The 26,656-nt window shown below is 70.6% G+C and carries 12 protein-coding genes; 8 read left to right on the top strand and 4 right to left on the bottom strand.

The window, feature by feature from the left end; genetic code table 11:
- Window positions 1-143: 143 nt before the first annotated feature.
- The 7 genes from ACX9TP_RS39490 (at window position 144) to ACX9TP_RS39460 (ending at window position 15,408) form a co-directional block, all read left to right on the top strand.
- Window positions 144-2,630, top strand: a complete 2,487-nt coding sequence (locus ACX9TP_RS39490; RefSeq protein WP_482975840.1) for a PIG-L family deacetylase — start codon at window positions 144-146, stop codon at window positions 2,628-2,630.
- On the top strand, window positions 2,627-2,782 hold the full coding sequence (locus tag ACX9TP_RS39485) for a hypothetical protein (RefSeq protein WP_482975839.1): 156 nt from the start codon (window positions 2,627-2,629) through the stop codon (window positions 2,780-2,782). The genes ACX9TP_RS39490 and ACX9TP_RS39485 overlap by 4 nt, the downstream gene beginning before the upstream one ends.
- A complete protein-coding gene (locus ACX9TP_RS39480) occupies window positions 2,779-4,491 on the top strand; it encodes a sodium:solute symporter family protein (protein ID WP_482975838.1) in 1,713 nt (570 codons plus the stop codon). The genes ACX9TP_RS39485 and ACX9TP_RS39480 overlap by 4 nt, the downstream gene beginning before the upstream one ends.
- Window positions 4,492-4,618: 127 nt before the next feature.
- Entirely contained in the window at window positions 4,619-5,929 is a 1,311-nt protein-coding gene (locus tag ACX9TP_RS39475; protein WP_482975837.1) for a serine/threonine-protein kinase, read from the top strand.
- Window positions 5,930-6,110: 181 nt separating this feature from the next.
- On the top strand, window positions 6,111-12,035 hold the full coding sequence (locus ACX9TP_RS39470; RefSeq protein WP_482975836.1) for an alpha-2-macroglobulin: 5,925 nt from the start codon (window positions 6,111-6,113) through the stop codon (window positions 12,033-12,035).
- The gene (gene pbpC, locus ACX9TP_RS39465) at window positions 12,032-14,344 is read left to right on the top strand and encodes a penicillin-binding protein 1C (protein WP_482975835.1); all 2,313 of its coding nucleotides are present in this window, start codon (window positions 12,032-12,034) and stop codon (window positions 14,342-14,344) included. Before ACX9TP_RS39470 ends, pbpC begins: the two co-directional genes overlap by 4 nt.
- Window positions 14,345-14,445: 101 nt before the next feature.
- The gene (locus ACX9TP_RS39460) at window positions 14,446-15,408 is read left to right on the top strand and encodes a hypothetical protein (protein ID WP_482975834.1); all 963 of its coding nucleotides are present in this window, start codon (window positions 14,446-14,448) and stop codon (window positions 15,406-15,408) included.
- A 2-nt stretch (window positions 15,409-15,410) separates the two neighbouring features.
- Here the strand turns inward: ACX9TP_RS39460 and ACX9TP_RS39455 are convergent, their stop codons facing one another.
- The 3 genes from ACX9TP_RS39455 to ACX9TP_RS39445 form a co-directional block, all read right to left on the bottom strand.
- Complete coding sequence (locus ACX9TP_RS39455; RefSeq protein ID WP_482975833.1) at window positions 15,411-17,558, bottom strand: catalase; 2,148 nt, start codon at window positions 17,556-17,558, stop codon at window positions 15,411-15,413.
- A gap of 225 nt (window positions 17,559-17,783) precedes the next feature.
- A complete protein-coding gene (locus tag ACX9TP_RS39450) occupies window positions 17,784-18,452 on the bottom strand; it encodes an SRPBCC family protein (RefSeq protein ID WP_482975832.1) in 669 nt (222 codons plus the stop codon).
- Between the two features lie 219 nt (window positions 18,453-18,671).
- Window positions 18,672-22,061 (bottom strand): DUF4082 domain-containing protein, encoded by a 3,390-nt coding sequence (locus ACX9TP_RS39445; protein WP_482975831.1) that lies wholly within the window; start codon window positions 22,059-22,061, stop codon window positions 18,672-18,674.
- A gap of 218 nt (window positions 22,062-22,279) precedes the next feature.
- Between ACX9TP_RS39445 and ACX9TP_RS39440 the strand changes: the two genes are divergently transcribed.
- Window positions 22,280-25,015: a hypothetical protein gene (locus ACX9TP_RS39440; protein ID WP_482975830.1), complete on the top strand. Its 2,736-nt coding sequence runs from the start codon at window positions 22,280-22,282 to the stop codon at window positions 25,013-25,015.
- A 74-nt stretch (window positions 25,016-25,089) separates the two neighbouring features.
- On the opposite strand, the gene ACX9TP_RS39435 is transcribed toward ACX9TP_RS39440, so the two are convergent.
- Complete coding sequence (locus tag ACX9TP_RS39435) at window positions 25,090-26,502, bottom strand: L-serine ammonia-lyase (RefSeq protein ID WP_482975829.1); 1,413 nt, start codon at window positions 26,500-26,502, stop codon at window positions 25,090-25,092.
- Between the last annotated feature and the right edge of the window lie 154 nt (window positions 26,503-26,656).

Below are 26,656 nucleotides of genomic sequence, written 5' to 3'. Positions count from 1 at the left end.
AGATAACAGGTCCGGTGCGGACGGGCACGGCAACGGACACGCACGCGGCGCACTTATTCCCTGGCCAATCGCGTCAATGACGATTGGGGACGATTGAAGGTCACGCGCGCGGGTGCGAGTGCCTTGTTATAGGGTCCGCCCGAATGCGGAATCTGCTCGGCTTGGGAATGGCGCTGGTCATGAGTCTTGGAGTCGGGTCGACGGCCCTCGCACAGGCGCCGCGACAGCCCCATGCGGGGGAAATCGCCGCGGGGCTGCGGCGGCTGGGGACGACGGGGAGCGTGCTCTACGTGGCCGCCCACCCGGACGACGAGAACACGCGCTTCCTGGCGTGGCTCGTGGGTGAGCGCGGCCTGCGGGCGGGCTACCTCTCCATCACGCGCGGCGACGGTGGGCAGAACCTCATCGGCACCGAGCAGGACGCGATGCTCGGGCTCATCCGCACGTATGAGCTGCTCGCGGCGCGGCGCGTGGACGGCGCCGAGCAGCTCTTCACCCGGGCGCGCGACTTCGGCTACACGAAGAGCGCGGACGAGGCGCTGAAAATCTGGGGCCATGACGAGGTGCTGGCGGACGTGGTGCTCGCCATCCGCCGCTTCCGGCCGGACGTCATCGTCACGCGCTTCTCCACGAAGCCGCCGAACCACGGGCACCACACCGCGTCCGCGCTCCTCGCGGCAGAGGCCTTCACCGCCGCCGCCGACCCCAAGCGCTTTCCCGAGCAGCTCACGGAGGTGAGTCCCTGGAAGGCGGACCGGCTGCTGCACAACACCTCCACCTGGAGCCTGCCGGCCAACGCGGACATGTCCGGCTACCTGAAGGTGGACGTGGGCGGGTACGACGCGCTGCTCGGGCGCTCGTGGGGGGAGGTTTCCGCGGAGAGTCGCAGCCAGCACAAGAGCCAGGGCTTCGGCGTGCCCGCCGAGCGCGGCCCGCTGCTGGAGTACTTCTCGCCGCTGGCCGGGACGCGCCCGAAGGCGGACATTTTCGAGGGGCTGGACTTCACCTGGAAGCGCTGGAGCGGCGCGGAGGCCGTGGCCCGCGCGGTGGACGAGGCGCAGAAGGGCTTCGACGTGCGCGCGCCGCATCGCAGCGTGCCCGCGCTCGTCCGCGTCCACGAGGCGCTGACGTCCCTGCCGCAGGACAACCCTTGGAGGGCCCTCAAGCTGCGCGAGACGGAGGCGCTCCTCGCCGCGTGCGCGGGGCTGTTCCTGGAGGCGCGCGCCACGGAGCCCTCGGCCGTGCCGGGCTCGCAGGTGGAGCTGAGCCTGACGGCGCTGAACCGCTCGCCCGCCGCGCTCCGGCTGGTGAGCGTGACGCTCCCCGGAGGCGAGTCCCTGGCCGCCGGCGCCGCGCTGGCCGAGAATGCACCGGTCAAGCTGACGCGGAAGGTGGCCCTCTCCCAGTACGCGCCCATCACCACGCCCTACTGGCTGCGCCGGCCCGTCACGGGCGGCCTCTACACGCTGGAGGACGCGGACCGCGCGCTCACCGGCAGGCCCGAGGCAGACCCCGCGCTGACGGTGACGTTCGTCTATGAGGCCAACGGCCGGCGCTTCGACGTGACGCGGCCGGTGGTCTTCGTGTGGACGGACCCCGTGCGCGGAGAGCTCTATCGCGCCTTCGAAATCGTCCCCGCCGTCACCGCGACGCTGGAGCGGGACGTGCTGATGTTCCCCAACGGCGCGGCCCAGTCCGTCTCCGTGGTCCTGGCCGCGGGCCGCGCGGACGTCAGCGGCAAGGCCCGGCTGGACGTGCCCGAGGGCTGGAAGGTGGCGCCGTCGGAGGTGCCATTCCAGTTCGCCGCGCGGGGTGAGGAGCGCACCGTGGTCTTCACGGTGCGCCCGCCAGGGGGCGCCACGGAGAAGGGCCGGCTGCGCGCCGTCGTGGAGACGGGAGGGCGCTTCGACTCGTGGCGCGTGCGCACGGTGGCGCACGAGCACATCCCGCCGCTGGCGGTGCGCCAGCCGTCGGAGGCGACGCTGGTGCCCTTCACGCTGGCCACGAAGGTGAAGCGCATCGGCTACATCCCCGGGCCGGGAGACCGCGTGGCGGAGAGCCTGGCGGCGGTGGGCTACGAGGTGACGGTGCTTCCCGAGGAGCGCCTCGCCGGGGAGAAGCTGGAGCGCTACGAGGCCATCCTCGTGGGCGTGCGCGCCTTCAACGCCAACCCGCGCCTCGCCGTCCACCGCGAGCGGCTGCTCGAGTACGTGGAGGGGGGAGGGCGGTTGGTGGTGCAGTACAACACCAACAGCCGCGTCGGCCCGCTCACCACCTTCGTCGGCCCGTACCCGCTGGAGATTGGCCGCGAGCGCGTGACAGACGAGACGGCGGCGATGACGCCCGTCACCCAGAAAGAGCCGCTGCTGCGTGCGCCCAACGCGCTGTCCGCCGCGGACTTCGAGGGCTGGGTGCAGGAGCGCGGCCTCTACTTCGCGTCCACGTGGGATGAACACTACCGGCCCGTGTTCGCGATGAGCGACGCGGGTGAAGCTCCGCTCAAGGGCTCGCTGCTCGTCGCCCGTCATGGCAAGGGCGTCTTCGTGTACACGGGGCTCGCCTTCTTCCGTCAGCTCCCCGCCGGCGTCCCCGGCGCCTACCGCCTCCTGGCGAACATCCTCGCGCAATGAGCAACGCACCTGACCCGTCCCCGGCGCCCCGGCCCGAGATGGATGACGCGCCGCCGCTGCTCGGCTCCTGGCGCAACATCTACCTCGTGGTGCTCGGCACCTTCGTCCTGTTCGTCGCCCTGTTCTGGGCGCTCACCGAGGCGTATTCGTGACACTGCTCGACTGGTTGGTCCTCGTCGGGACGATTGCGTTCATCGTGGTGTGGGGGCTGTGGAAGGCCCGCAGCGCGCAGACCTCGGAGGACTACCTGCGCGGGGCTCGCGAGCTGAAGTGGCCCACCATTGGCCTGTCGGTGATGGCCACGCAGGCCAGCGCGATTACGTTCCTCTCCGTCCCCGGGCAGGCCTACGAGGACGGGATGCGCTTCGTGCAGTTCTACTTCGGGCTGCCGCTTGCGATGGTGCTCATCAGCGCCGTCTTCGTGCCCATCTACTACCGGCTGAACGTCATCACCGCGTACCAGTACCTGGAGTCGCGCTTCGACCTGAAGACGCGGCTGTTGGGCGCGTTCCTCTTCCTCATCCAGCGCGGGCTGGCGGCGGGCATCACCATCTACGCGCCGTCCATCATCCTCTCCTCCATCCTGGGCTGGCCGCTGGAGCCCACGGTGGTGGCCATGGGGGCGCTCGTCATCCTCTACACGGTGACGGGCGGCTCCAACGCCGTCAGCCAGACGCAGAAGCAGCAGATGGTGGTGATGATGGGCGGCATGGTGGTGGCCGCGCTCGTCATCATCTGGCGGCTGCCGGAGCACGTCTCGTTCGGGAAGGCCGTGGACGTGGCGGGCGCCTTCGGGCGGATGAACGTGGTGAGCTTCGACTTCAACGTGGAGGACCGCTACAACTTCTGGTCCGGCATCACCGGCGGCTTCTTCCTGTCGCTGTCGTACTTCGGCACGGACCAGTCGCAGGTGGGGCGCTACCTCACCGGACGCTCCATCTCCGAGAGCCGGCTGGGGCTGCTCTTCAACGGCGTGCTGAAGATTCCGATGCAGTTCCTCATCCTCTTCGTCGGAGTCCTCGTCTTCGTCTTCTACCAGTTCAGCACGCCGCCCCTGCTGTTCAACGAGCCGCTCCGCGAGCGCGTGCAGGGCACCGCGCAGGCGGGCGAGTTCGCCGCCGTCGAGGCCCGGTGGGAGCAGGTGCAGTCGGCCAAGAAGGCCGAGGTGGAGCGCTTCCTCGCGGCCCGTGAGGCCGGGGATGCCGCCGCCGAGTCCACCTCGCGGGAGGCGCTGCGGGGCGCGGCGAAGCAGGCCAGCGACATCCGCAAGGAAGCCAAGGCCGTGGTGACCCGCGCGCTGCCGGGCGTGGAGACGAAGGACTCGGACTACATCTTCATCGGGTTCGTGAAGCGCTGGCTGCCCAGCGGCCTGTTCGGGCTGCTCATCGCCGTGATTCTCTCGGCGGCAATGAGCTCCATCGCCAGTGAGCTGAACGCGCTGGGCGCGACGACGACGGTGGACTTCTACCGCCGCGTCTTCCGCCCGAATGCGTCGGACCGGCACGTGCTGGTGGCGTCCAAGCTGTTCACCGTGTTCTGGGGCCTGGTGGCCGTGAGCTTCGCGACGTTCGCGTCGCTGCTCGACAACCTCATCCAGGCGGTGAACATCCTCGGGTCCATCTTCTACGGGACGGTGCTGGGCATCTTCCTGGTGGCGTTCTTCCTCAAGCACGTGCGCGGGCATGCCGTCTTCGGGGCGGCCGTCATCTCCCAGTCCACGGTGATTGCGCTCTTCATGCTCAGCGACATCGGCTACCTGTGGTTCAACGTCATCGGCTGCGCGCTGGTGGTCGTGCTGGCGCTGGTGCTCCAGGCCGTGCTGCCCAAGCAGCCGGAGCCGGTCCCCGCCGCGGGGGCGTGAGGGCGCTTCGCCCCTGAGTCTCGCCATCGACCGCGGGCTGGCTCCTTCACGGGAAGTGGGAGCTGGCCCGCCGTTCGCATCTGCCGGGCCGGGTCCGTAGACTGGGAGCCCGCCTGGGAGGTGTACCGTGGAGCGCATCCAGCCTGTGCTGGGCCACCGTGAGGAGGGCGCGGCCGCGTGCGTGGTGTGCGAGGCCGCCCTGGAGGGCTCGCGCTGCGGTCACTGTGGTGCCGCCGCGGCTCCGGGCGGCTACCGCGTCCAGCGGGTCATCTCCCAGTCGGTCCACGGCCGCGTGTACCTCGCGGTGGACCCGCATGGGCGCCGGGTGGCGCTCAAGGAGTTGCTCTTCGCGCTGGTGCCGGGCACGGAGCAGCTCGACGCCTTCGAGCGCGAGGCCGCCGTGCTGCGCGCCTTGAGCCACCCGGACATCCCCCGCTTCGTGGCGAGCTTCAAGGAAGGCAGCGGCGTGGGCACGCGGCTGTACCTCGCTCAGGAGTTCCTCGAAGGGGAGTCGCTGCTCCAGCGCATCGAGCGCAAGCGCCTGGACGAGGACGAGGCGTGGACGCTGGCCGCACAGGTGCTGGAGACGCTCCAGTCCCTGCACCAGCGCACGCCCGCGCTCATCCACCGGGACGTGAAGCCGGCCAACCTCATCCTCCGCCCGGACGGGCGCGCGGCGCTGGTGGACTTCGGCGCGGCCCGGCACCTCGCGCGGGAGGTGACGCACGGGGCGACCCTGGTCGGCACCTTCGGGTACATGCCCCCGGAGCAGCTCGGCGGGACGGTGGAGCCGTCGAGTGACCTGTACGCCCTGGGCGCCACGCTGGTCCACGCGCTCAGCGGCCGCATGCCGGCGGACCTGCTCGACGACGGGCTGGCGCTGTCCTTCGAGCAGCACGTCCAGGGCTCCGAGCCGCTCCGGGCGTTCCTCCGGCGGTTGCTCGCGCAGAAGCGCTCGGAGCGATTCGCCTCCGCGGCCGAGGCGCTCACCGCCCTGCGCGCCGCCCGGGCCCCGCCTCCTCCGGAGGCCGCTGGTGACCGGCAGGGCACGGTGACAACCGCTGCGTCAGGCGGAGCCACCGCGCAGCCGGGGCCGGAGGGGAGCACCTCCTCACCTTCTGCCCAGGTCGAGGCTCATGCGGTGGGGGAGGGCGTCACCGAGCCCGCCCCGGCGCTCTCGAAGCGGCGCCTCGTCCGTCGGGTCCTCCTGGGGCTGTCCCTGGGCGCGCTGCTCGCCGGAGCGCTCCTCGCGGGCGGGCTCATCGACCAGGACCCCGTTGTGGTGGTGGAGGACCCACCTGACACCATGGCCCCCGTCCGTCCGGGGGCGCCGCTCCCGCCGTCGAAGCCCACGCCTCCGGGAGGCGGCTCGCACCGGAACTTCCGCACGCCCTGGCCGGGCTCTTCCTCTTCGTCCACGTCGTCCGACTCCCGCTAGCCGGCAAGCGGGCAGGCAGCCGCGCACGGGCGCGGAGGCGTGGCTGGGGGCGCACAGGCACCGTGGCTGGCCGCCCGCGTCCCATGGCTTCGTTCCACGGCCCGACTCGTGCTTTCATCGCCGGTAGCTGGCCCCCTGCTTGCTCCTTCCCGGGCAGGCAACTCGCGCCGCACCCCACCCCATGTCCTCAAACGAATCGGAACCCACTCCGCCCCGACCGCGGTTCCTCACGCGCGTATTCGGAGAGCTGCGCTGGACCCCGCCCCCCTGGGCCGCCTCGCTGGGCCGCGCCTCCGCGCGCATCGCGCGCAGCGGGGTCGACAAGGTCCGCCAGCGCCCCGGGCGCTTCGCGCTCTCGCTCCTCGCCCTGGTGCTGCTCGTCGTGGGCGCGGATGCCGGCTACCGCTGGTACCAGAACCGCCCCAAGCCGGTGAGCTACGCGCTCTCCGCCACCAACCCTCCGCTGACGAAGCTGGAGGACGTGGCCCAGCCGATGCCGGTGTACCTGCACTTCACCGGCTCGGTGGCGCGCCTGGAGGCCATCGGCAAGCCCGTCACGGCCGGAATCACCATGACGCCCGGGGTGAAGGGCGAGTGGCGGTGGGCCAGTGACCAGATGCTCACCTTCACCCCGGCCGAGGACTGGGCGGTGGGGCAGGAGTACAAGGTCTCGCTGGACCGCACGCAGTTGTTCCCGGACCACGTCCTGCTGGACGCGTACGAGACGAGCTTCAAGTCCGCGCCCTTCTCCGCGTCCATCTCCAACCTCGAGTTCTACGAGGACCCGCGCAACCCGAAGGAGAAGCGCGTGGTGGCGACGCTGACGTTCTCCCACGCGGTGGACCCGGCGACGCTCGTGCGCAACCTGTCGCTGCGGCTGGGTGAGGAGAAGCGCGGGCTGCTGGGAGCGAGCTCCGACGGCTTCCCGTTCAACGTCACCTACGACAAGCTCAAGGGGCAGGCGTACCTCCAGTCGGACCTCATCTCCATCCCGCAGAACGACACGCCGATGACGCTGACGGTGGCGCCCGGCATCCGCGCGGCGCGGGGCGGGGAGGGCACCCTGGACAGGCAGTCGCGCGTGGTCACCATCCCCGGCATGTTCACGTACTTCCACGTGAGCGGCTCCGAAGCGTCGCTCGTGCGCAATGACCGCTACGAGCCGGAGCAGGTGCTGGTGCTCAAGCTCTCCACCGGCGTCTCCGAGGCGGAGCTGCGCAAGAACCTCCAGGTCTGGGTGCTCCCCAAGGACCGGCCCGCGAAGGACGGTCAGCCCGCGGTGCCCAACGCCGTGTGGAGCAACTACGGCGTGGCGGACATCGGCGAGGAGCTGCTGCCGGCCTCCGCGAAGCTGAAGCTGGACGCGGTGCCCACGGACACGGAGTTCGCCAAGCTGCACAGCTTCCGCATCCAGGCGGACGTGGGGCGCTCGGTCTACGTGCGGCTCAACAAGGGCATGCAGTCCGCGGGCGGCTACGTGCTGGCCGAGCGCTACGACACCATCTTCCAGATGCCGGCCTACCCGGAGGAGGTGAGCATCCTCCACGAGGGCGCGCTGCTCAGCCTCGCGGGCGAGAAGAAGGTCACGGTGATGTCGCGCGACGTGAAGGCGCTGCGCTTCGCGCTCGGCCGCGTGCTGCCGGACCAGCTCAACCACCTGATTACGCAGACCGAGGGGCGCTTCGCGCACCCCGAGTTCAACTCCTACAACTTCAACGAGGAGAACATCTCCGAGTCCTTCACCGAGGTGCGCCCGCTGGAGGGGGCCGGCCGCGGCAAGGCGCAGTACGCCGCGTTCGACCTCGCGCCCTACCTCACGCCGGAGAACGCTCCGTCCTCGCGGCGTGGCCTGTTCTTCTTCAAGGTCCAGAGCTGGGACCCGGAGCACAAGCAGTCCACCGGCAAGGAGGACACGCGGCTGTTGCTGGTGACCGATTTGGGGCTGGTGGTGAAGGACAACGCGGACGGCTCGCACGACGTCTTCGTGCAGAGCCTGGGCTCCGGCCAGCCCGCGGAGGGCGTGACGGTGAGCGTGCTGGGCAAGAACGGCCTGCCGGTGGTGAGCGCCACCACGGACGTGGACGGTCATGCCGCCTTCCCGAAGCTGACGGACTTCGTCCGCGAGCGCTCGCCCATCGTGTACCTGGCGCGCAAGGGCGACGACTTCGCCTTCATCCCCGTCAACCGGTATGACCGGCAGCTCAACTTCAGCCGCTTCGACGTGGGCGGCGTGGAGAGCGGGTCCACGCCAGACCGGCTCTCCGCCTTCCTCTTCTCCGACCGCGGCCTCTACCGCCCCGGGGACACCTTCCACGTGGCCCTGGTGGTGAAGGCGTCCGACTGGAGCCGCCCGCCCACCGGTGTCCCGCTGGAGGCGGCCGTCATCGACCCGCGCGGCCTGGAGGTGCACAAGAAGAAGCTGTCGCTCTCCGCCGTGGGCCTGGAGGGGCTCCAGTACACGACGGAGGAGACGTCCCCCACGGGCAACTACCAGGTGAACCTGTACGTGGTGAAGGACGGCCAGCGCGGCAGCCTGCTCGGCTCCACCACCGTGCGCGTGGAGGAGTTCCTCCCGGACCGCATGCGCATCACCACGCGCTTCAGCGCCGAGCGCACCGAGGGCTGGGTGCCTCCGAAGGACCTCAAGGGCATGGTGACGCTGAAGAACCTCTTCGGCATCCCCGCCGCCGACCGGCGCGTGTCCGCCGAGGTGTCGCTGTCCCCGGCGTACCCCAGCTTCCGCAAGTACCCCGGCTACCTCTTCCATGACCCGCTGCGCGCCCCGCGCAGCTTCACCGAACGCCTGGAGGACACCACCACCGACGAGAATGGCGAGGTGGAGCTGGAGCTGGGCCTGGAGAAGTTCGAAAAGGCCACCTGGCGCGTGTCCTTCCTCGCGGAGGGCTACGAGGCGGAGGGCGGGCGCGGCGTGTCGTCCGAGGCGTCGCTGCTGGTGTCGCCGCTGCCATACCTCGTGGGCTTCAAGCCGGACGGTGGGCTGTACTACCTGAGCCAGGGCTCCGCGCGCTCGGTGGACTTCATCGCCGTGGACCCCACGCTGAAGAAGCTGGCGGTGCAGGGGCTGAAGGCGGAGCTCATCGAGCAGCGCTGGGTGTCCGTGCTCACGCAGCAGTCCAATGGCACGTACCGCTACCAGTCCGTGCGCCGCGACATGACGGTGCGCACGCGGGACCTGCCCATCGCCGAGGCGGGCTTCAAGTACGCGCTGTCCACCGAGCAGCCCGGCGACTTCGTGGTGGTGGTGAAGGACGCGGAGGGCACGGAGTTGGGCCGCGTGGAGTACTCGGTGGCGGGCCAGGCCAACCTCACGCGCGCGCTGGAGAAGAACGCGGAGCTGGAGGTGAAGCTCGCGAAGCAGGACTACGCGCCGGGCGACGACATCGAGCTGAGCGTCAAGGCGCCGTACACCGGCGCGGGCCTCATCACGATTGAGCGAGACCGCGTCTACGCGTGGAAGTGGTTCAAGGCGGACGCCACCAGCACGGTGCAGACCATCCGCCTGCCGCCGGGCCTGGAGGGCAACGGCTACGTCAACGTGACGTTCGTCCGCGCCATGGACTCGCAGGAAATCTTCATGAGCCCGCTGAGCTATGGCGTGGTGCCGTTCTCCGTGAGCCGCGACAGCCGCGCGCTGCAGGTGACGCTCACCAGCGCGGACAAGGCCCGCCCCGGCGAGCCGTACCGCATCCGCTACCGCGGCAACCGCGCCGGCAAGGTGGTGGTGTTCGCGGTGGACGAGGGCATCCTCCAGGTGGCCGGCTACCAGACGCCGGACCCGCTGGCGCACTTCTTCAAGAAGCGCGCGCTGGAGGTGCGCACCGGGCAGATTCTGGACCTGCTGCTGCCGGAGTTCTCCGTGTCCCGGGCGGTGTCCGCCATGGGCGGTGACGACGAGGGCGCGGCCGCGATTGGCAAGAATCTCAACCCCTTCAAGCGCAAGCGGGACAAGCCGGTGGCGTACTGGTCCGGCGTCGTGGACATCGACGAGACGGAGCGGGACGTCGTCTACAACGTGCCGGACTCCTTCAACGGCGAGCTGCGTGTCATGGCCGTCGCCGTGGGCACGGAGTCGGTGGGCGCCGCCAGCAAGCGCGCCATCATCCGCGGGCCGTTCGTGATTACGCCCAGCGTGCCCACCTTCGTCGCGCCCGGGGACGAGTTCAGCGTGGGCGTGGCGGTGGCCAACAGCCTGGATGGCTCCGGCAAGGGCGCGAAGGTGACGCTGGAGCTGAAGACGTCCGAGCACCTGGAGGTGCTGGACGAGGCGAAGCGGCCGCTCGACATCGACGAGGGGCGCGAGGCGAGCACGACGTTCCGCGTGAAGGCGAAGTCGGTGCTCGGCTCGGGGACGCTGGCCTTCACCGCGTCCATGGGCAAGGAGCGCGTGAAGCAGTCGGTGGACCTGAGCGTGCGGCCCGCGGTGCCCTACCTCACGTCCGTGGCGGGCGGGCACCTCAAGGACGGCAAGGCGGACGTGGCGGTGTCCCGGAAGATGCACGGGGCCTACCGCACGCTGGAGGTCAGCGCGTCGCCGCTGCCCCTGGGCCTGGCGCGCGGCCTGTCCACGTACCTGGAGAAGTACCCCTACGGGTGCACCGAGCAGCTCGTCAGCCGCGCCTTCCCGGCGGTGGTGCTCAAGGGCCGGCGCGAGCTGCTGGGCCAGGGGCCGCAGGTGGCGGAGGCCTCCTTCGCCTCCGCGCTCCAGACGCTGCGCTCGCGGCAGAACGAGGAGGGCGCCTTCGGCCTGTGGGCGGCCAACTCGTACGCACCCACGCTGCCCAGCATCTACGCGCTGCACTTCCTCACCGAGGCGAAGGAGCGCGGCTTCGCGGTGCCGCCGGAGGTGCTCAACCGGGGCCTCACGTGGCTGACCGTGCTGGTGGGCCGCACGCCCTCCGACCTGACCCAGGCGCGCAACATCGCGTATGCGCAGTACGTGCTCACCCGAAACGGCAAGGTGTCCCGCCCGGTGGTGGTGTCCCTGCGCGAGTGGCTGGACACGAACGCCGCGGAGGCCTGGCCTACGGACCTGACGGCCGCGTACCTCGCCGCGACGCACAAGCTGCTCAAGCAGGACAAGGAGGCCGAGGCCGCGCTGAAGAAGGTGCGCGTGGGGACGCCGCAGGAGGCGGACTACGCGTCGCTCTATGACGGGCTCGTCTACGACTCGCAGGTGCTCTACCTGCTGTCGCGTCACTTCCCGGAGCGGCTCAAGGCCGTCACCGGCGACATGCTCGTCGGCATGACGCAGCCCATCACCCAGGAGCGCTTCAACACGCTGTCTTCCGCGTACGCCATCCTCGGCCTGGAGGCGTATGCCCAGGCGCTGGGCGCGCAGGGAATGCCGTCGCGCAGCGGGGCGGCCATCCTGGAGAAGGTGGCGGACGCGCTCCGCCCGCTCACGATGCCCGAGGGACTCTTCCCCCAGGTGGCCTTCTCCGAGCAGGCCACCGGCGTGCGCGTGCAGGGGCCCACGGACGCGCCGCTCTTCTTCCAGGTGACGCAGGCGGGCTACGACCTGGAGCTGCCCACGCAGCCCATCGTCCAGCGGCTGGAGGTGCAGCGCGAGCTGCAGGACCTGGACGGCAAGGTGGTGACGGAGGTGCCGCTGGGCGGCGAGGTGGAGGTGCACCTCAGGCTGCGCGCGGTGGGCGACAACGTCTCCCACGTGGCCATCACCGACCTCTTGCCCGGTGGCTTCGAGGTGGTGATGGAGAAGCCGGCCGCGCCGTCCTCCGACGAGGGGTCCGAGTCCGAGGAGTCCCCTGACGAGGGCTCCGAGGACAGCTCCGACGAGGGCGAGGGCGAGGAGTCGTATTACACGGAGCCCGAGCCCGTCGCGGGCGGCTGGGTGCCGCCGGTGGGCAGCGACCGCTCCTCGTTCTCGCCCGAGTACGTGGACGTGCGCGAGGACCGGGTGGTGCTCTACGGCACGGTGGGCGACACCGTCACCGAGTACATCTACCGCATCAAGGCGACCAACACGGGTGCGTTCGTGATGCCGCCGGCCTTCGCCGAGGGCATGTATGACCGTGGCGTGCGAGCGCGCTCGGTGGGCACGAAGGTGACGGTGCGCACGCCGTGAAGCGTCGCGGGTTGCGCCGGTGGTTGCTGGCGGTGCTGGGGCTCGCGGTGCTGTACGCCGCGGTGCCCCGGCCGCCGCTGCGCGAGGAGCTGGGCTTCTCGCAGGCGGTGTTCGACCGCGAGGGGCGGCTCCTGCGGCTCACCCTGTCGCCGGACGAGAAGTACCGGCTCTGGGTGCCGCTGGAGCGGATTCCCCCGGTGCTGGTGGAGGCCACGCTGCTCCACGAGGACCAGCACTTCCGCGAGCACATCGGCGTCAACCCCGTGGCGCTGGGCCGCGCCGTGTGGAGCACATACCTGGCGCGTGGACGCCGCATGGGCGGCTCCACGCTCACCATGCAGCTGGCGCGCATCCGCTACGGCATCGAGTCGCGCACGCCGGGCGGCAAGGTGTGGCAGATGCTGCGGGCGCTGCAGCTGGAGTGCACGTACTCCAAGGACGAAATCCTGGAGGCGTACCTCAACCTCGCGCCGTATGGCCGCAACGTGGAGGGCGTGGGGGCGGCCAGCCTCGTCTACTTCGCGAAGGACGTGGAGCGACTGTCGCTGGCGGAGGCGCTCACCCTGTCCGTCGTCCCGCAGAGCCCGGCACGCAGAGACCCGGGCCGTGACGCCGGCGCGCTGACGGCGGCGCGGCTGCGCCTGTTCGAGCGGTGGCTGGTGCTCCACCCGGAAGACGCCGAGCGCCGGGCGCACCTGTCCCAGCCGCTCCCGGTGCGCACGCCGGAGGAGTTGCCCTTCCTCGCGCCGCACTTCGTGGGCCGGGCGCTGCGCGCCAGCCCCGCGGGCTCCAGCGTGAAAAGCACGTTGGACCTGTCCCTGCAGAAGCTGCTGGAGCGCCACGTGCGGCAGTACGTGGAGCGGCGGCGCGAGGTGGGCATCCGCAACGCGTCCGCGATGCTGGTGGACTGGCGCACGCTGGAGGTGCGCGCGGCGGTGGGCTCGGCGGACTTCTTCGACGTGGGCATCGACGGGCAGGTGGACGGCACGCAGGCGAAGCGCTCGCCGGGCTCGGCGCTCAAGCCCTTCATCTACGGGCTGGGCTTCGACCAGGGGCTGCTCCACCCGCGCACCATGCTGAAGGACGCGTCCACCGGCTTCCGGGGGTATGACCCGGAGAACTTCGACGGCGAATACGTGGGGCCGCTGGCGGCGGAGGAGGCGCTGGTGCGCAGCCGCAACATCCCCGCGGTGGCGCTGGCGAAGCAGCTCCGCGCGCCCGGGCTGTATGGCTTCCTGCGGCAGGCGGGAGTCACGGGCCTGCGCGAGGAGTCGTACTACGGCCTGTCGCTCGCGCTGGGCTCGGCGGGCGTGTCCATGGTGGAGCTGGTGGAGCTGTACGCGATGCTCGCCAACGGGGGCGTGCTCCGTCCGCTGCGCCTGTCCGTGGAGGCGCCCCGCGACGAGGGCACGCGGATGCTGAGCGCCGAGGCCAGCTTCATGGTGCTGGATGGGCTGGCGAAGGGCCCGAGGCCCGCGCAGTCCTTCCGCGCCGAGTGGGCGCGGGACACGGTGCCGGTGTCGTGGAAGACGGGCACGTCCACCGGCTTCCGGGACGCGTGGAGCGTGGGCGTGGTGGGGCCGTACGTGGTGGCGGTGTGGGTGGGCAACTTCGACGGGCAGTCCAATCCCGCCTTCGTGGGGCAGACGGCCGCCGCGCCGCTGATGTTCGAGGTGGTGGACTCGCTGCGCTCGAAGGACTCCGACGTGCGGCGCGTGCACCCGTCGCCGCCGCCCGGCGTCAGCCGCGTGCAGGTGTGCGCGCTGTCCGGCGGCATCCCCGGCCCGCACTGTCACCGCAAGGCGAGCACCTGGTTCATCCCGGGCACCTCCCCCATCCGCGCCTGTGACGTGCACCGCGAGGTGCTGGTGGACACGCGCACGGGCTTGAGGACATGCGCGCCCGGGCCCTCCACGCGCGCGGAGGTGTTCGAGTTCTGGCCATCGGACTTGCTGCGCCTGTTCCAGAAGGCGGGCCTGCCCCGGCGCGTGCCTCCCGCGGAGGACGCGACGTGCGGGCTGGAGCAGCGCGCGAGCGAGGGCACCGCGCCGCAAATCACCACGCCGGAGGAGGGCGTGGACTACAACCTGCGCGTGTCCGCGGCGGCGCCGCAGACGGTGCCGCTGGCGGTGGTGACGGACGCGGACGTGCGGCGGGTGTTCTGGTTCGTGGACGAGCAGCTCGTGGGCACCGCGCCGCGCGGCGAGCCCCTGCACTGGGCGGCGAGGCCAGGCACCTGGGTGGTGCGCGCCGTGGATGACCAGGGCCGCTCCGACGCGCGCACGCTGACGGTGCGGCTGGTGCCGTGAAGACGGTGGCCCGGGGCCTCTGTTGACGGGCGCAAGCCCGGGTCTCCATTGACGGGCGCGGGGCCGGCCTTGAAGTATGCTCCGCTGGGAGAGGGCCGCACATGTCCAACGGGAAGAGGAGGGCCCCCAGTCCGGGGCGCTCCGACGAGACACGCATCGCGCCGGAGGAGGACGCGGACGCGACGCGGGACATTCCCATCCTCACCCGTCCCGAGGAGACGCGCATGGCGCCCCTGGAGACGGGCCCCCAGGAGACGCGCATGGCGCCCCTGGGCGTGGGCGACCCGAATGCGACGCGCATGGGGCCCGTGGAGGACAAGCCCGCGCGGGCGGGCAAGGCGGGCGGCAAGGGACGGGAGCCGGCGGACGTCGCCACGGACGTCCAGAGCCAGAAGCCCGCGGGCAAGGCCAGCACGAAGCCGGCAGCGAGCTGGCTGACGAAGGGCGGGGAGAAGCGGACGAGCCCGGCGCCCGAGAAGGTGGGCGTGGTGCGGCTCAATCCGCTGGAGCCCGCGAAGGGGAAGGGCGCGGCGGAGGAGGAGTCCCCGGCGCTGCGGACGATGTTCGCGAACCACTCGGCGCTGCTCGCGGAGGAGCTGCGGCGCGCGCTGGCCTCGAAGATGTATGGCCGGGGCCCGCACCGGGTGCTGCGCATCGACGAGCCGGAAGGGCCGAGCACGGCGGGCGGGAAGCTGGCGCGGCAGGCGATTTCCCTCGTGCCCCGGAAGGGCAATGCGCCCTCGCTGATGTGCGGCTGGGTGGACGTGTCCAAGCGCGAGGCGCAGCTGCGCAACTTCGAGGCCGTGGCGAAGCGGTACGAGACGCACCACGGCGAGCCCCTGGAGATGCGCGCGGACGAGTACGAGCGCTTCCTGGGGGACGTGGAGGACGTGCTCACCAAGGCCGTCATCAAGGTGCGCATCATCGTCCCGGAGGAGCAGGCGGCGGTGCGCGTCGCCCCTCCAGTCCAGGCACGGGCGAAGGGGGTCCCGATGCTCTGGGTGGCCACCCTCGCCGTGCTGGCCTTCGTGCTGGGCCTGTTCGTGGGGCGGATGCCCCACTGAGGCTATGCCGGAGGAGGCGCCTCGCGCGCCCAGTGCCGGTGCGCGGCGATGGCGGACGCGAAGAGCTGACTGAAGCCCTTCGTCTCCGGCTTCACGCTCCGCACCACGCCCAGCGCCCCATCCACGCCCTTCGCCGGAGGCGGCGGCGCGAGCTGGCTGACGCCCGCCGCGTCCAGCAGCATCCCCGCCTCACCCGAGAGCGCCAGCGGCTTGCAGTGGGTGAAGGCCTCGCGCACGAAGTCCACCGCGAGCGGCACCCGCTTCAGCGCCGCCACGCTCTTCTCCCCACCCGGCACGTAGACGGCGTCGTACATCACCGAGGACGCCGTCAGGTACGTCTTGAGCGGCGTCACCTGCTCGCCCTCCATGCTGGTGACGGGGCTCAGCGTGGGGCCCACCACCTCCACCGTCGCGCCCATTCCCTCCAGCTGCTTGCGCACGTGGGCCAGCTCCTTCCCCGCGAAGCCGTCCGCCACCAGCGCGGCAATCTTCCGCGTCTTGATGGAGTCCTTCGGCGTGTTCTCCAGGCTCAGCGCCGGTGACGACTCCAGGGGGGGCTTCGCCTTCTTGCCCGCCGCCTTCGAGGGCTTCCCCGGCTTCGGTGGGGCCACGCCCACCGCGCGCGCCACCCGGACGGCGATGTCCGGGTCGATGTTGACGAGGATTTGATTCACCACGCGCTCGCGAATCTCCTTCCGCTCCACCTTGCCCACCTCGAACTCCAGCGCGGCGACCAGGTGCTCCTGCTCCGGCTTCGTCAGGCTCTTGAAGAAGAGCGTGGCCTGGCTGAAGTGGTCGTTGAAGCTCCCGCTCCGCTGGCGAATCTTGCGCCCGTCCACGCGCTCCTGCAGGTGCGTGAAGGCCTGCTTGGGGTTGGCCAGGAACGGGCAGCCTCCGCCCAGCGAGTTGGGGTGGTAGTTGGCCCGGCTGGTGGGAATCGTCTGTCGCCCGAAGCCGTCCTGCTGGTGGTTGTGCACCGGCGCCACCGGCTTGTTGATGGGCAGCTCCGCGAAGTTGGGTCCGCCCAGCCGGGTCAGCTGCGTGTCCAGGTAGGAGAACAGCCGCGCCTGCATCAGCGGGTCATTGGTGAAGTCGATGCCCGGCACCACGTTGGCCACGCAGAAGGCCACCTGCTCCGTCTCCGCGAAGAAGTTGTCCGGGTTGCGGTCCAGCGTCAGCTTGCCCACCCGCTGCACCGGCACCAGTTCCTCCGGCAGCAGCTTCGTCGCGTCGAGCAGGTCGAAGCCGTACTTGAGCACGTCCTCCTCGGGAATCAGCTGCAGGCCCAGCTCGTACTCGGGGAAGTCGCCGGCCTCGATCGCCTCCCACAAGTCGCGGCGGTGGAAGTCCGGGTCCTTGCCGGACAGCTTCTGCGCCTCGTCCCAGACCATGGAGTGCGTGCCGAGCAGCGGCTTCCAGTGGAACTTCACCAGCGTCGCCTTGCCCTCCGCGTTGACGAGCCGGAAGGTGTGGACGCCGAAGCCCTCCATCATCCGGAAGCTGCGCGGAATGGCGCGGTCCGACATCAGCCACATCACCATGTGCGACGTCTCCGGGACGAGCGAGACGAAGTCCCAGAGCGAGTCGTGCGCGGAGGAGGCCTGGGGGATTTCGTTGTGCGGCTCGGGCTTCACCGAGTGGACGAAGTCCGGGAACTTGATGCCGTCCTGGATGAAGAAGACGGGCATGTTGTTGCCCACGAGGTCGAAGTTCCCTTCGGGCGTGTAGAACTTGGTGGCGAAGCCGCGCACGTCGCGCACGGTGTCCGCCGAGCCGCGCGAGCCGCCCACGGTGGAGAAGCGCACGAAGACTGGAGTGCGCAGCGACGGGTCCGTGAGGAAGCGCGCCTGCGTGTACTTCTCCAGCGACTTGTAGACCTGGAAGTAGCCGTGGGCCCCGGCGCCGCGCGCGTGCACCACGCGCTCGGGGATGCGCTCGTGGTCGAAGCGCATCATCTTCTCGCGGAAGTGGAAGTCCTCCAGGAGCGTGGGGCCACGGACGCCCGCCTTCAGCGAGTTGTCCGTCTCGGAGATGGGAATCCCCTGGTCCGTGGTGAGGAACTGCCCTTCCGAGTGCATCCGGTAGGGCTCGAGGCTTTCGCTCTTCAGCGACGTGGGGGGATTCTTCGCGGCGGTTTTGCGCAGACGCATAGAGACCTGTCACCAGCGGGGGAAGGTGGACGTGCCGGAAAAGACGGCACAGACGGTCTGTATGCCGGCCCTGTACCCAGGTGCAGGACGGCGCCCGCGAGGCGTCAGCGAGTGGGCACTGCGGCGCGCTTCGCGCCGGGGCAATGTCCACGAGCGCGCGAAACGCGACCGCCCCCGTCGCGGAAACCCGCATCCGGGGGCGGCGAGCCTGCGCTCAGGGGTGCATCAGGGCGTGGGCTGGGCGACGACGGGAGCGCCCTCGGCGGGCTGGGCCGCGGCGGCGGCAGCAGCCTCGGCGGCGGCCTTCTCCGCGGCGGCCTTCTCGGCGGCCACGCGCGCGGCCTCGGCCTCGGCGCGCTTCTTCGCCTCGCCCTCGGCGGCCGTCTTCAGGCTGGCCAGGCCCCGCTCGAAGTCCGCGCCAATCATCTTGTCCATGTCGATGACCAGGCAGAAGGCCTTGCCGATGAAGTCGTTCTGGCCCTTCATCGTCCACGTCACCTCGGTGCCGCCCTCGGCGGGCTTGAACGCGAAGGTGGTGGTGCTGGTGGACGGGAAGGGCTTGATGAACTCCAGGTTGATGCGGACGAGCTCGTTGGCCTTGCTCTCCTCGATGGTCATCCGGCCCTCGCCGGCCTTGTCGTTGCCCACCCACGAGTAGACCGCGCCCGTGCCGGACTCCGCGCCGGTGAAGGTGGTCTTCATGTTCGGGTCCAGCTTGTCCCACGGGGACCACTCGGGCCAGTGGTGGAAGTCATTGACGAGCACGAAGGCCGCGTCGGCCGGCACGGGCAGGGTGGCGCTGCGCTGGACGCTGTACTCCGCGGGGCGGGTGGCGATGACGCCGACGAGCACGAGAATGGCGGCGGCGAGGCCGCCGAGAATCTTCTTGAGCATGGGGTGTGTGTCCTTTGGACGGGCCCGATGGGGGACGGGCCGGGGGCGTCTTAGAGCCCTCGGGCAACCCGACGCAAGCCGCACCCCGCCGCGGAGGCCACCCTCCACGTCGGGTCCGAAATGGCCACGCACCTCGCGCGAAAAACAGCGCGGCCCGGCGCGAGGACTCCACGCCGGGCCGCCGGTGTCTCACCCCGTGGGACGGGGGTGGGACGCGACTCAGTTGTAGGTGGCCGTGTAGGTGCCGGCCTGCGCGCCGTTGATGAACGCGAAGCCCACGCCCTTGATGGTCTGCGACACCGTCGTCACCGCCGAGCCGTTGCGGCTCACCGAGACGAGCGTGCGGCCCGTCGCAGTGCGCGTGGGCACCATGAGCGACAGGTTGCGCGCCGGAGAGGCCACGGAGAAGGTGAGCACCGTGCCGGTGAAGGCGACGGAGGACACGCTCGTGGCCTCGCGCGCGTCCAGCCACGCGAGCAGCTGCTTCGCGGTGATGACGGACACGCCCTCGCGCTGGGCCGAGGCGATGATGGCCGCCGAGCCCGAGGCGCCCGCCGACGGGTCCGAGTCCACGTGCATGTTGGCGTTGAAGGCGCCGTAGTAGCCCTTCGTCCCGAGCGCGTTGGCCAGCAGCGTGTCGATGTGCAGCGGGTAGGACTGGCCCGACTCGTCCGTCATCTGCGTGGCGAGCTGGTAGACGTCGATGGGCGTGCCGTCCACGTCCGCGAAGCGCATGGCCAGGCCCGAGCCGGTGAACAGGCCCGGACGGTCCTGCACCCAGTAGTCCGGCCAGTAGTAGTAGTTGGTGTCCATCCGGATGCCGTGGCTCAGCGACACCTTCGGCTGCGTGGCCCAGTCACTGAACGCGATGCAGTGCGTGCGGTTGGTGGTGGGCGCGGGGATGCCCGGGTACGACGCCGCGAAGCTCGCGAGCTGCGGGGTGAAGAAGCTCGGGTCCAGCGAGGTGGACGTGTAGTCGCCGCAGTTGGTGTTGATGTGCAGGGCGTACTCGAAGCCCTGCGCCGTGTAGCTCGCGGCCTGCGTCGCGGTGAGCCCGCCGACGAAGTCGTAGACGGTGCCGCGCACGCACTGCCAGTCATCCACGCTGCAGCCGGAGGGGCTGGCCGCCAGGTAGTTCTGCCAGCGCTGGTTGATGGCGCCGCCCGGGTGCCCGTCGCCCGTCATCACCACCACCGCCTTCTTCGCGCTGGGGAAGTACCAGAGGCGCGGCAGCGGGACGGCGCTGGTGAGGTGGAGCATGTTGGCCAGCAGCCGCTGCTGCTCGTCCGCCTGGGGAATCTGGACCTTGGTCAGGTTCACCCAGTCCGGCTTCGGGTCGAAGGATGCGTTGCCGTAGAACATGTCGCTGGCGCGCGCGCCCGGACCGATGGTGGAGCCGTCGCGGTTCTGCCCCTGCCACGACGGGTTGCCCTGGCGCGTGAGGATGACGGACTTCGCCAGGTCGAAGGCGAAGGAGATGGCCGTGCCGCTGCCCACCGTGCGCTGCGTGACGGCCGCGTACGTCGTGGGCGTCGTGGCATCCGAGTACAGCGTGGCCACCACGCGCGTGCCGCTCACCACCGTGTGCCGGTCCGCGGTGCCGTGGTACTGCATCGTCTCCGCGGTGAGGCCCGCGCCCGGCGCCTGCGTGGTGTCGATGAGCAGGTAGCCGTTGTCCTGCGTGCCCGCGGTGGCATTGAGGCCGAGCAGCGCGTCGAGGTTGGCCGCCGGGCGCATGGCGATGAGGCTGCCGCCCGCGTTCACCCAGTTGGTGACGAGCGTCACCTGGGCCGCGCTCAGCGTCTCCTCGCCGAGGATGAGCACCTTGTAGTCATTGAGCGACACCGTGGCGCCGATGTTGCCCGCGTCGGTGGTGGCGAAGGTGGTGAGCCCTTCCGCCTTGAGCACTTCCTTCAGGTAGTCGGTGAAGTGGTTGGTCGGGTCGGTGGCCACCAGCACCGGACCGGAGCCGAAGACGCCCGGGCGGGGCAGGGCGCCGTTCGGCTCGAAGACCACGTCCACCCAGTAGTTGGTGTTCTGGTAGCTGCTGTTGGGGAAGGTGGACAGCGCGCCATAGGCGAACACGCCGTTGCCGCCGCTGGACGTGCCGGGCAGCGCGTGCAGGGGCGGCGCGTCCACGCCGCTGGCCAGGCCGTTGGAGTCGAAGGCGTAGCCGCCGAACGGCGCGTGGTACGAGGCCACGTAGGTGGTGCCCGCGGTGATGGGCACCGGCGTGGCGAAGCTCACCTGCTGCCAGCCGGAGGCCGTCTCGCTGATGAAGGTGGCGCTGGCCAGGTTCGCGCCGGTGCTGCTCCACAGGTTGCCCACGTGCGTGCCGGAGTTGCCCAGGCCCTTGTAGAAGCGCACGCCCTTCACGCTGCCATCCACGTCCGCGCGGAACTTCACGCCCACCTCGATGGAGGACGTGTCGTTCGAGGTGGCGGTGGCCGGCGTCGCGGTGGAGGGGAAGATGTTGAGGGTGTTGCCGGGCGGGGGAGGAGGAGGCGGCGGCGCGCCCGTGGCCTGGAAGACCACGTCCACCCAGTAGTTGGCGTTCTGGAAGCTGTCGGTGGGCAGGGTGCCCGCGGGGCCGTACTTGAAGACGCCGTTGCCGCCGCTGGACGTGCCGGGCAGCGCGTACAGCGGCGGGGCATTCACGCCCGCCGCCAGTCCGCCGTTGTCGAAGGCGTAGGCGCCGTTGGGCGCGTGGTACGAGGCGATGTACGTGGTGTTGGCGGCGATGGCCACCGGCGTCGCGAAGAGGACCTGCTGCCAGCCGGAGGCCGTCTCGCTGGTGAAGGTGGCGCTGGCCAGGTTCGCGCCGGTGCTGCTCCACAGGTTGCCCACGTGGGTGCCCGTGTTGGCCGTGCCCTTGTAGAAGCGGATGCCCAGCACGTTGCCGCTCACGTCGGTCTGGAACTTCACGCCCAGCTCCACCGCGCTGGAGTCATTGGTCACCGAGGCGACGGTGGGCGTGGCGGTGGCCGGCCAGAGGGTGACGGGCGCGGCCGGGCGGAAGACCACGTCCACCCAGTAGTTGGAGTCGTGGAAGCTGCTGGTGGGGAAGGTGCCCGAGGGGCCGTAGGCGAAGACGCCGTTGCCGCCGTTGGTGGGCCCGGCCAGCGCGTGCAGGGGGGGCGCATCCGCGCCCGCGGAGAGCCCGTAGTCGGTGAAGGCATAGGCGCCACCCGGCGCGTGGTACGAGGCGACGTAGGTCGTGCCGGCGGTGACGGGCACCGGCGTGGTGAGCGTCACCTGCTGCCAGCCGGAGGCCGTCTCGTTGGTGAAGGGGGCGGTGGCCAGCAGCGCTCCGGTGGCGCTCCAGACATGGCCCACGTGCGTGCCGGTGTTGCCCGCGCCCTTGTAGAAGCGCAGGCCGACGATGTCGCCCGCCACGTCGGCCTTGAACTTCACGCCCAACTCCACCGCGGCGAAGTCGTTGGTCACCGAGGCGACGGCGGGCGTGCTGCTCGTGGGGAAGATGGAATACGTCGACTGTGCCCATGCGCTGCCCGCGGGCAGCGCCGTCAGGACGAAGGCGAGCGCGAGAGTCAGGCGTGTGAGCAGGTGTTGGATGACCCGGGTGGGTCCTGGCTGGATGTGTGTCATCAGATGGGTTCCTCTAGCGCCGCGGGGCGTGCGCTGGTGCGGTGGGGGTTATCCGCGACTTCCCATCCTTCCGCCTGTTTGCGTCATTCACAATGCAACGAAGAGCTGTTTCGCCCGACGCCGATCCAATCCGGGTGCCCCCATGCAACTTTCCCAGCCAGGTGGGAAAATAGAGAAGTTCACAATTTGCGGCCGTAGGCCGTGTCTTCAGGAGTTCCATGCCGGGTCCAACGGGGGGAGTAGGTGGAGGAAATGGCGCTGCCGCTGCTGCTGCCGCGCTCGAGGCGCAGCGCAGGGCAGAGGCCGCACGCAGGGCGGCGGAGGCGGCGCGCAGGGCGGCGGAGGCCGCTGCGAAGGCGGCGGCGGATGCCCAGGCGAAGGCCGCGCGTGAGCGGGGCCAGTCGGACCGGCTGGCGGACCGGATGGACCGGGCGCCGGGTGGCAGCCGCGCGGAGCTGGGGAAGAAGCTGACGCAGGAGTCCGGCGAGGCGGCGAAGGCGGAGAAGGAAGCGAAGAAGCTCACGGACGAGGCGGCGAAGGCCGAGCAGAAGGCGCTCGACACCGCGAACGCGGCCATCGTCAAGCGCCACAACGCCAACGCCCAGGCGCGCCTGGCCGGGAAGCAGACGCCGTACGGCGGCCTGGACAACGTCCACGACGCGGTGGACGCGTCGCGCCTGTCCAGGTCGGACCAGCAGAAGCTGCTCGGCTTCACGTCGGTGGCAGACCCGAAGCAGGCGGTGGCCCGCGACCTCCAGTCGCTCCAGCGCGAGACGGACCGCGGTGGCCGCGAGGGCGCCGCCGAGCTGCGCCGGCTGATGGAGACCAACCAGGACCCGGGCTACCGGCGCCTGCTGGCCCAGAGCGCCGCGCCGCAGGTGGAGCGCATCAGCGAGGCCGTCAACCGCGACGACGACCGCATGGACTCGGGCGACCTGCAGGGCACGCTGCGTGATTTGTCCCGCGCCACCGTGCTGGGCGGGCCGGGGCCGGACGGCGGCGCCGCCATCGCCCGCGCCTTCTCGCACAAGATGAAGGACGACCACCTCGACCTCGATGACGGCGACCAGTTCGCAGGCGCGGCGCGCGCGGTCATCGAGGAGGGCAAGACGCCCGAGGCGGCGCAGGCCAACGCCCTGTTCTTCGGCGTGCTGTCCAACGAGCTGAAGGCGCAGGACCGCAACCCGGAGGCGCAGAAGGAAATCAACAAGGCCATCAACGAGGGCCTCAACGGCCGCCCCGGCATCGTCGAGCAGGTGGCCAACAAGGCCAACCCGGTGGCGGACGCGCTGGGCGGCGCGCTCAACTTCGCGGGCGACCGGCTGGACGACGTGAACAGCGTCATCCCGGACGTGCCGGGCACGGGCGACATCGCCAACGCCATCATCCCGGGCAAGGACCTGCCCATCCCCAACTTCAAGCCCATCCCCGACCCGAGCGCCGCGCTGGACATGGCGTCCGCGGCGCTGCACGGCACCGGCGACGTGGTGGCCAACTCGCCGGAGATGGCGAAGGCGATTGCCACGGCGTCCAACTACCGCTCCGCCATCGACACGCTGGGGCCCAACGACAAGTTCACCATGGGCGCCGGCGGCAAGGTGGCGTTCGACTTCCTCGAGGGCGGCCTCAAGGGCAAGGTGGAGGTGACGCGCGAGCGCGACTGGACGCCGCTGGCGCAGAACGAGGGGCCGGACGGCAAGCCCTTCCCGCCGGACATGGTGCGCCAGGGCCCCAACGGCACGCTGGAGCTGAAGAACAAGAAGCCCTACGTCATCACCGTGGACGGTGAAATCAGCGGCGGCGTCATGGCCGAGCTGGGGGCGAAGGCGGACGCCAAGACGGAGAAAACGGGGGGGACGCCGGACGCGACGCCGAGCGCGACGCCGGCCAAGCCGGGTGCCAGTGGGGCGGCGCGTGGTGGCCTGTCGGCCGGCGGCAAGGTGGAGCTGCGCTTCGAGTCGGCCGAAGAGGCCAAGCGCGCGATGGACATCATCGCCGCCTCGGCCGTCAGCGGCGCGCTGGCCTCCAACGTCTCCTCGGGCGGCCCCATCACCGCGGCGGCGGCCCAGCCCATCATCGACAAGGTCTTCGGCGCTTCCGTGAAGGACCTGCCGTCGCTGGGCAAGAACGTCAGCGCCGTGGAGCTCCGCCTGGGGCAGTACGGTGAGCTGTCCGGCAACCTGCAGGGCGCCCTGAAGGGGGTGTCTGTCAGCGCCAAGGAGGACCTGAAGGGCACCGTGCGCGTGGAGATGTCCGACGGCAAGCCCACCTGGCTGGCCACGCGCATCGACGCGAGCGGCGAGCTGGGCGGCTCCGTGTCGCTCGGCAAGAAGCCGGCGAAGAACCCGGAGACGGACAAGCCCGAGGGGACGGGCGCCACCACGTCGTTCGCGGGCAAGACGCGCTTCGAGGGCTCGCTGGAGTTCCGCCGGCCGCTGAAGGACGGCTTCGACTGGAAGGACCTGCAGGGCGTCAGCGTGGCGGCCTCGGCCTTCACGCCGGACACGCGAGCGAAGCTGACGCTGGCCAACGAGACGGAGCTGAATGGCGCCGGCAACGCGGGCGGCGTGCGCAGCGAGGTGGAGCTGAACGGCGAGCCCGACACCCTGCTGAACAGCGGGTTTCTGGGCAAGGCGTTCGACGGGGACATGGACGGCGCGTTCGACGCCATCGAGCGCGTGCAGAAGGACGCGGGCTTCCTGGTGGCGGGCCGCGTGCTGCCCTACTCGACGAAGGGTGTGAAGGGCACCATCGAGGCCAAGAGCGGCGGCGCGGGCGTCGGCGTGGACTTCGAGGCCGGGACGCGCGACTACCGGGACCCGGTGGCCAGCTACGCGGGCAACGCCACCGCGCTGCGCGAGGACCTGGGCCGCCTCAAGAACCAGGCGCTGCGCGGGATTGCCCCCACGGGCAACCCCATCGAGATGGGCTTCCCCATCATGGTCCGCGGCTAGCGGTCCGTTGACTCAGCGGTAGCGGCGCGGCGGCTCCTGGAAACGGGGGCCGCCGTGCGCGTTTCAGCGGTGTGTCAGCACTCCGGGAGGCCGACGCTCAGGTTGGCCACTTCCAGCACGTTGACGGCGAGGCCGCCGCGCGCCGTCTCCTTGTACTTGTCCTTCATGTCGCGGCCGGTGTCGCGCATCGTCTTGATGACCTTGTCCAGGCTGACGAAGTGCTTCCCGTCGCCGGACATGGACATGCGCGTGGCGTTGATGGCCTTCACGGACGCCATCGCGTTGCGCTCGATGCACGGCACCTGCACGAGCCCGCCGATGGGGTCACACGTGAGCCCCAGGTTGTGCTCCATGGCGATTTCCGCCGCGTTCTCCACGTGCAGCGGGGAGCCGCCCAGCACCTCGGTGAGCCCTCCGGCGGCCATGGAGCACGCGCTGCCCACCTCGCCCTGGCAGCCCACCTCCGCGCCGCTGATGGAGGCGTTCTCCTTGTAGAGCACGCCGATGGCGCCGGCCGTGAGGAGGTAGCGCACCACGCCGTCCTCGTTCGCTCCCGGCACGAAGCGCCAGTAGTAGTGCAGCACCGCGGGGATGATGCCCGCCGCGCCGTTGGTGGGCGCGGTGACGACGCGGCCGCCCGCGGCGTTCTCCTCGTTGACGGCGAGCGCGTAGAGGTTCACCCAGTCCAGCACGGTGAGCGGGTTGGTGAGCCCGGCCTCGGGGCGGCTGAGCAGCCGCTGGTACATGGCCGCGGCGCGCCGCTCCACCTTGAGGCCGCCGGGGAGGATGCCGCCGCTGGAGCAGCCCCGGCGCACGCACGCCTGCATGACCTCCCAGATGCGCAACAGCCCGGAGCGAATCTCCTCCTCGCTGCGCCACGTCTTCTCGTTGGCCAGCATGATGGAGCTGATGGGCAGCCGCTCGCGCTCGCAGTGCGCCAGCAGCTCGGCGGCGGAGTGGAACGGGAAGGGCTGCGGCGTGGCGTCCGGGCGAATCGGGTTCTGGCCGTCGGCCGCCGTCTCGTCCACCACGAAGCCTCCACCCACGGAGTAGTAGACGCGCGAGTCCAGCTCCGTGCCGTCCGCGGCGAAGGCGGAGAAGCGCATGCCGTTCGGGTGGTAGGGCAGCGTGCGGCGGCGGTGCATCACCAGGTGCTCGCCGTCCTTGAAGGTGACTTCGCGCTGGCCCAGCACGGCCACGCGTCCTTCGGTACGCCAGCGCGAGACGATGGCGGGAATGGACTCCACGTCCACGCCCTCGGGCGTTTCACCGCGCAGGCCCAGCAGCACCGCCTTGTCGCTGCCGTGCCCCTTGCCGGTGGCGCCGAGCGAGCCGAAGAGCTCCACCTTGAGCTTGGAGAGCCGCTCCAGCTTGCCGCCCTCCGCGAGCCGCTGCGCGAACGTCCGCGCGGCGCGCATCGGCCCGACGGTGTGGGAGCTGGAGGGACCGATGCCAATCTTGAAGAGGTCGAAGACGCTGACGGCCATGGGGGGCGGAACATGCCACGTTTCGCATTCCCTCCCAGCGCCTGCCGGCGAAGTCGATGTCCGCGTCAGGACGGACAGCGCTCATTGGGATGCCAACGAGCGGTTGGCCGCAGGTACGCTGGTCGAGCGCTGTGACGCATGGGTGTCGACGCAG

Source organism: Pyxidicoccus sp. M15, from assembly GCF_056858435.1.
This window is presented reverse-complemented; position numbering and strand designations above follow the sequence as displayed.

Excerpts from the sequence above, each read along its gene's own strand:
- ACX9TP_RS39490 (WP_482975840.1), top strand. The coding sequence starts at position 144 with ATGCGGAATCTGCTCGGCTTGGGAATGGCGCTGGTCATGAGTCTTGGA.
- ACX9TP_RS39485 (WP_482975839.1), top strand. The coding sequence starts at position 2,627 with ATGAGCAACGCACCTGACCCGTCCCCGGCGCCCCGGCCCGAGATGGAT.
- ACX9TP_RS39470 (WP_482975836.1), top strand. The coding sequence starts at position 6,111 with ATGTCCTCAAACGAATCGGAACCCACTCCGCCCCGACCGCGGTTCCTC.
- ACX9TP_RS39460 (WP_482975834.1), top strand. The coding sequence starts at position 14,446 with ATGTCCAACGGGAAGAGGAGGGCCCCCAGTCCGGGGCGCTCCGACGAG.
- ACX9TP_RS39455 (WP_482975833.1), bottom strand. The coding sequence starts at position 17,558 with ATGCGTCTGCGCAAAACCGCCGCGAAGAATCCCCCCACGTCGCTGAAG.
- ACX9TP_RS39450 (WP_482975832.1), bottom strand. The coding sequence starts at position 18,452 with ATGCTCAAGAAGATTCTCGGCGGCCTCGCCGCCGCCATTCTCGTGCTC.
- ACX9TP_RS39445 (WP_482975831.1), bottom strand. The coding sequence starts at position 22,061 with ATGACACACATCCAGCCAGGACCCACCCGGGTCATCCAACACCTGCTC.
- ACX9TP_RS39440 (WP_482975830.1), top strand. The coding sequence starts at position 22,280 with ATGCCGGGTCCAACGGGGGGAGTAGGTGGAGGAAATGGCGCTGCCGCT.
- ACX9TP_RS39435 (WP_482975829.1), bottom strand. The coding sequence starts at position 26,502 with ATGGCCGTCAGCGTCTTCGACCTCTTCAAGATTGGCATCGGTCCCTCC.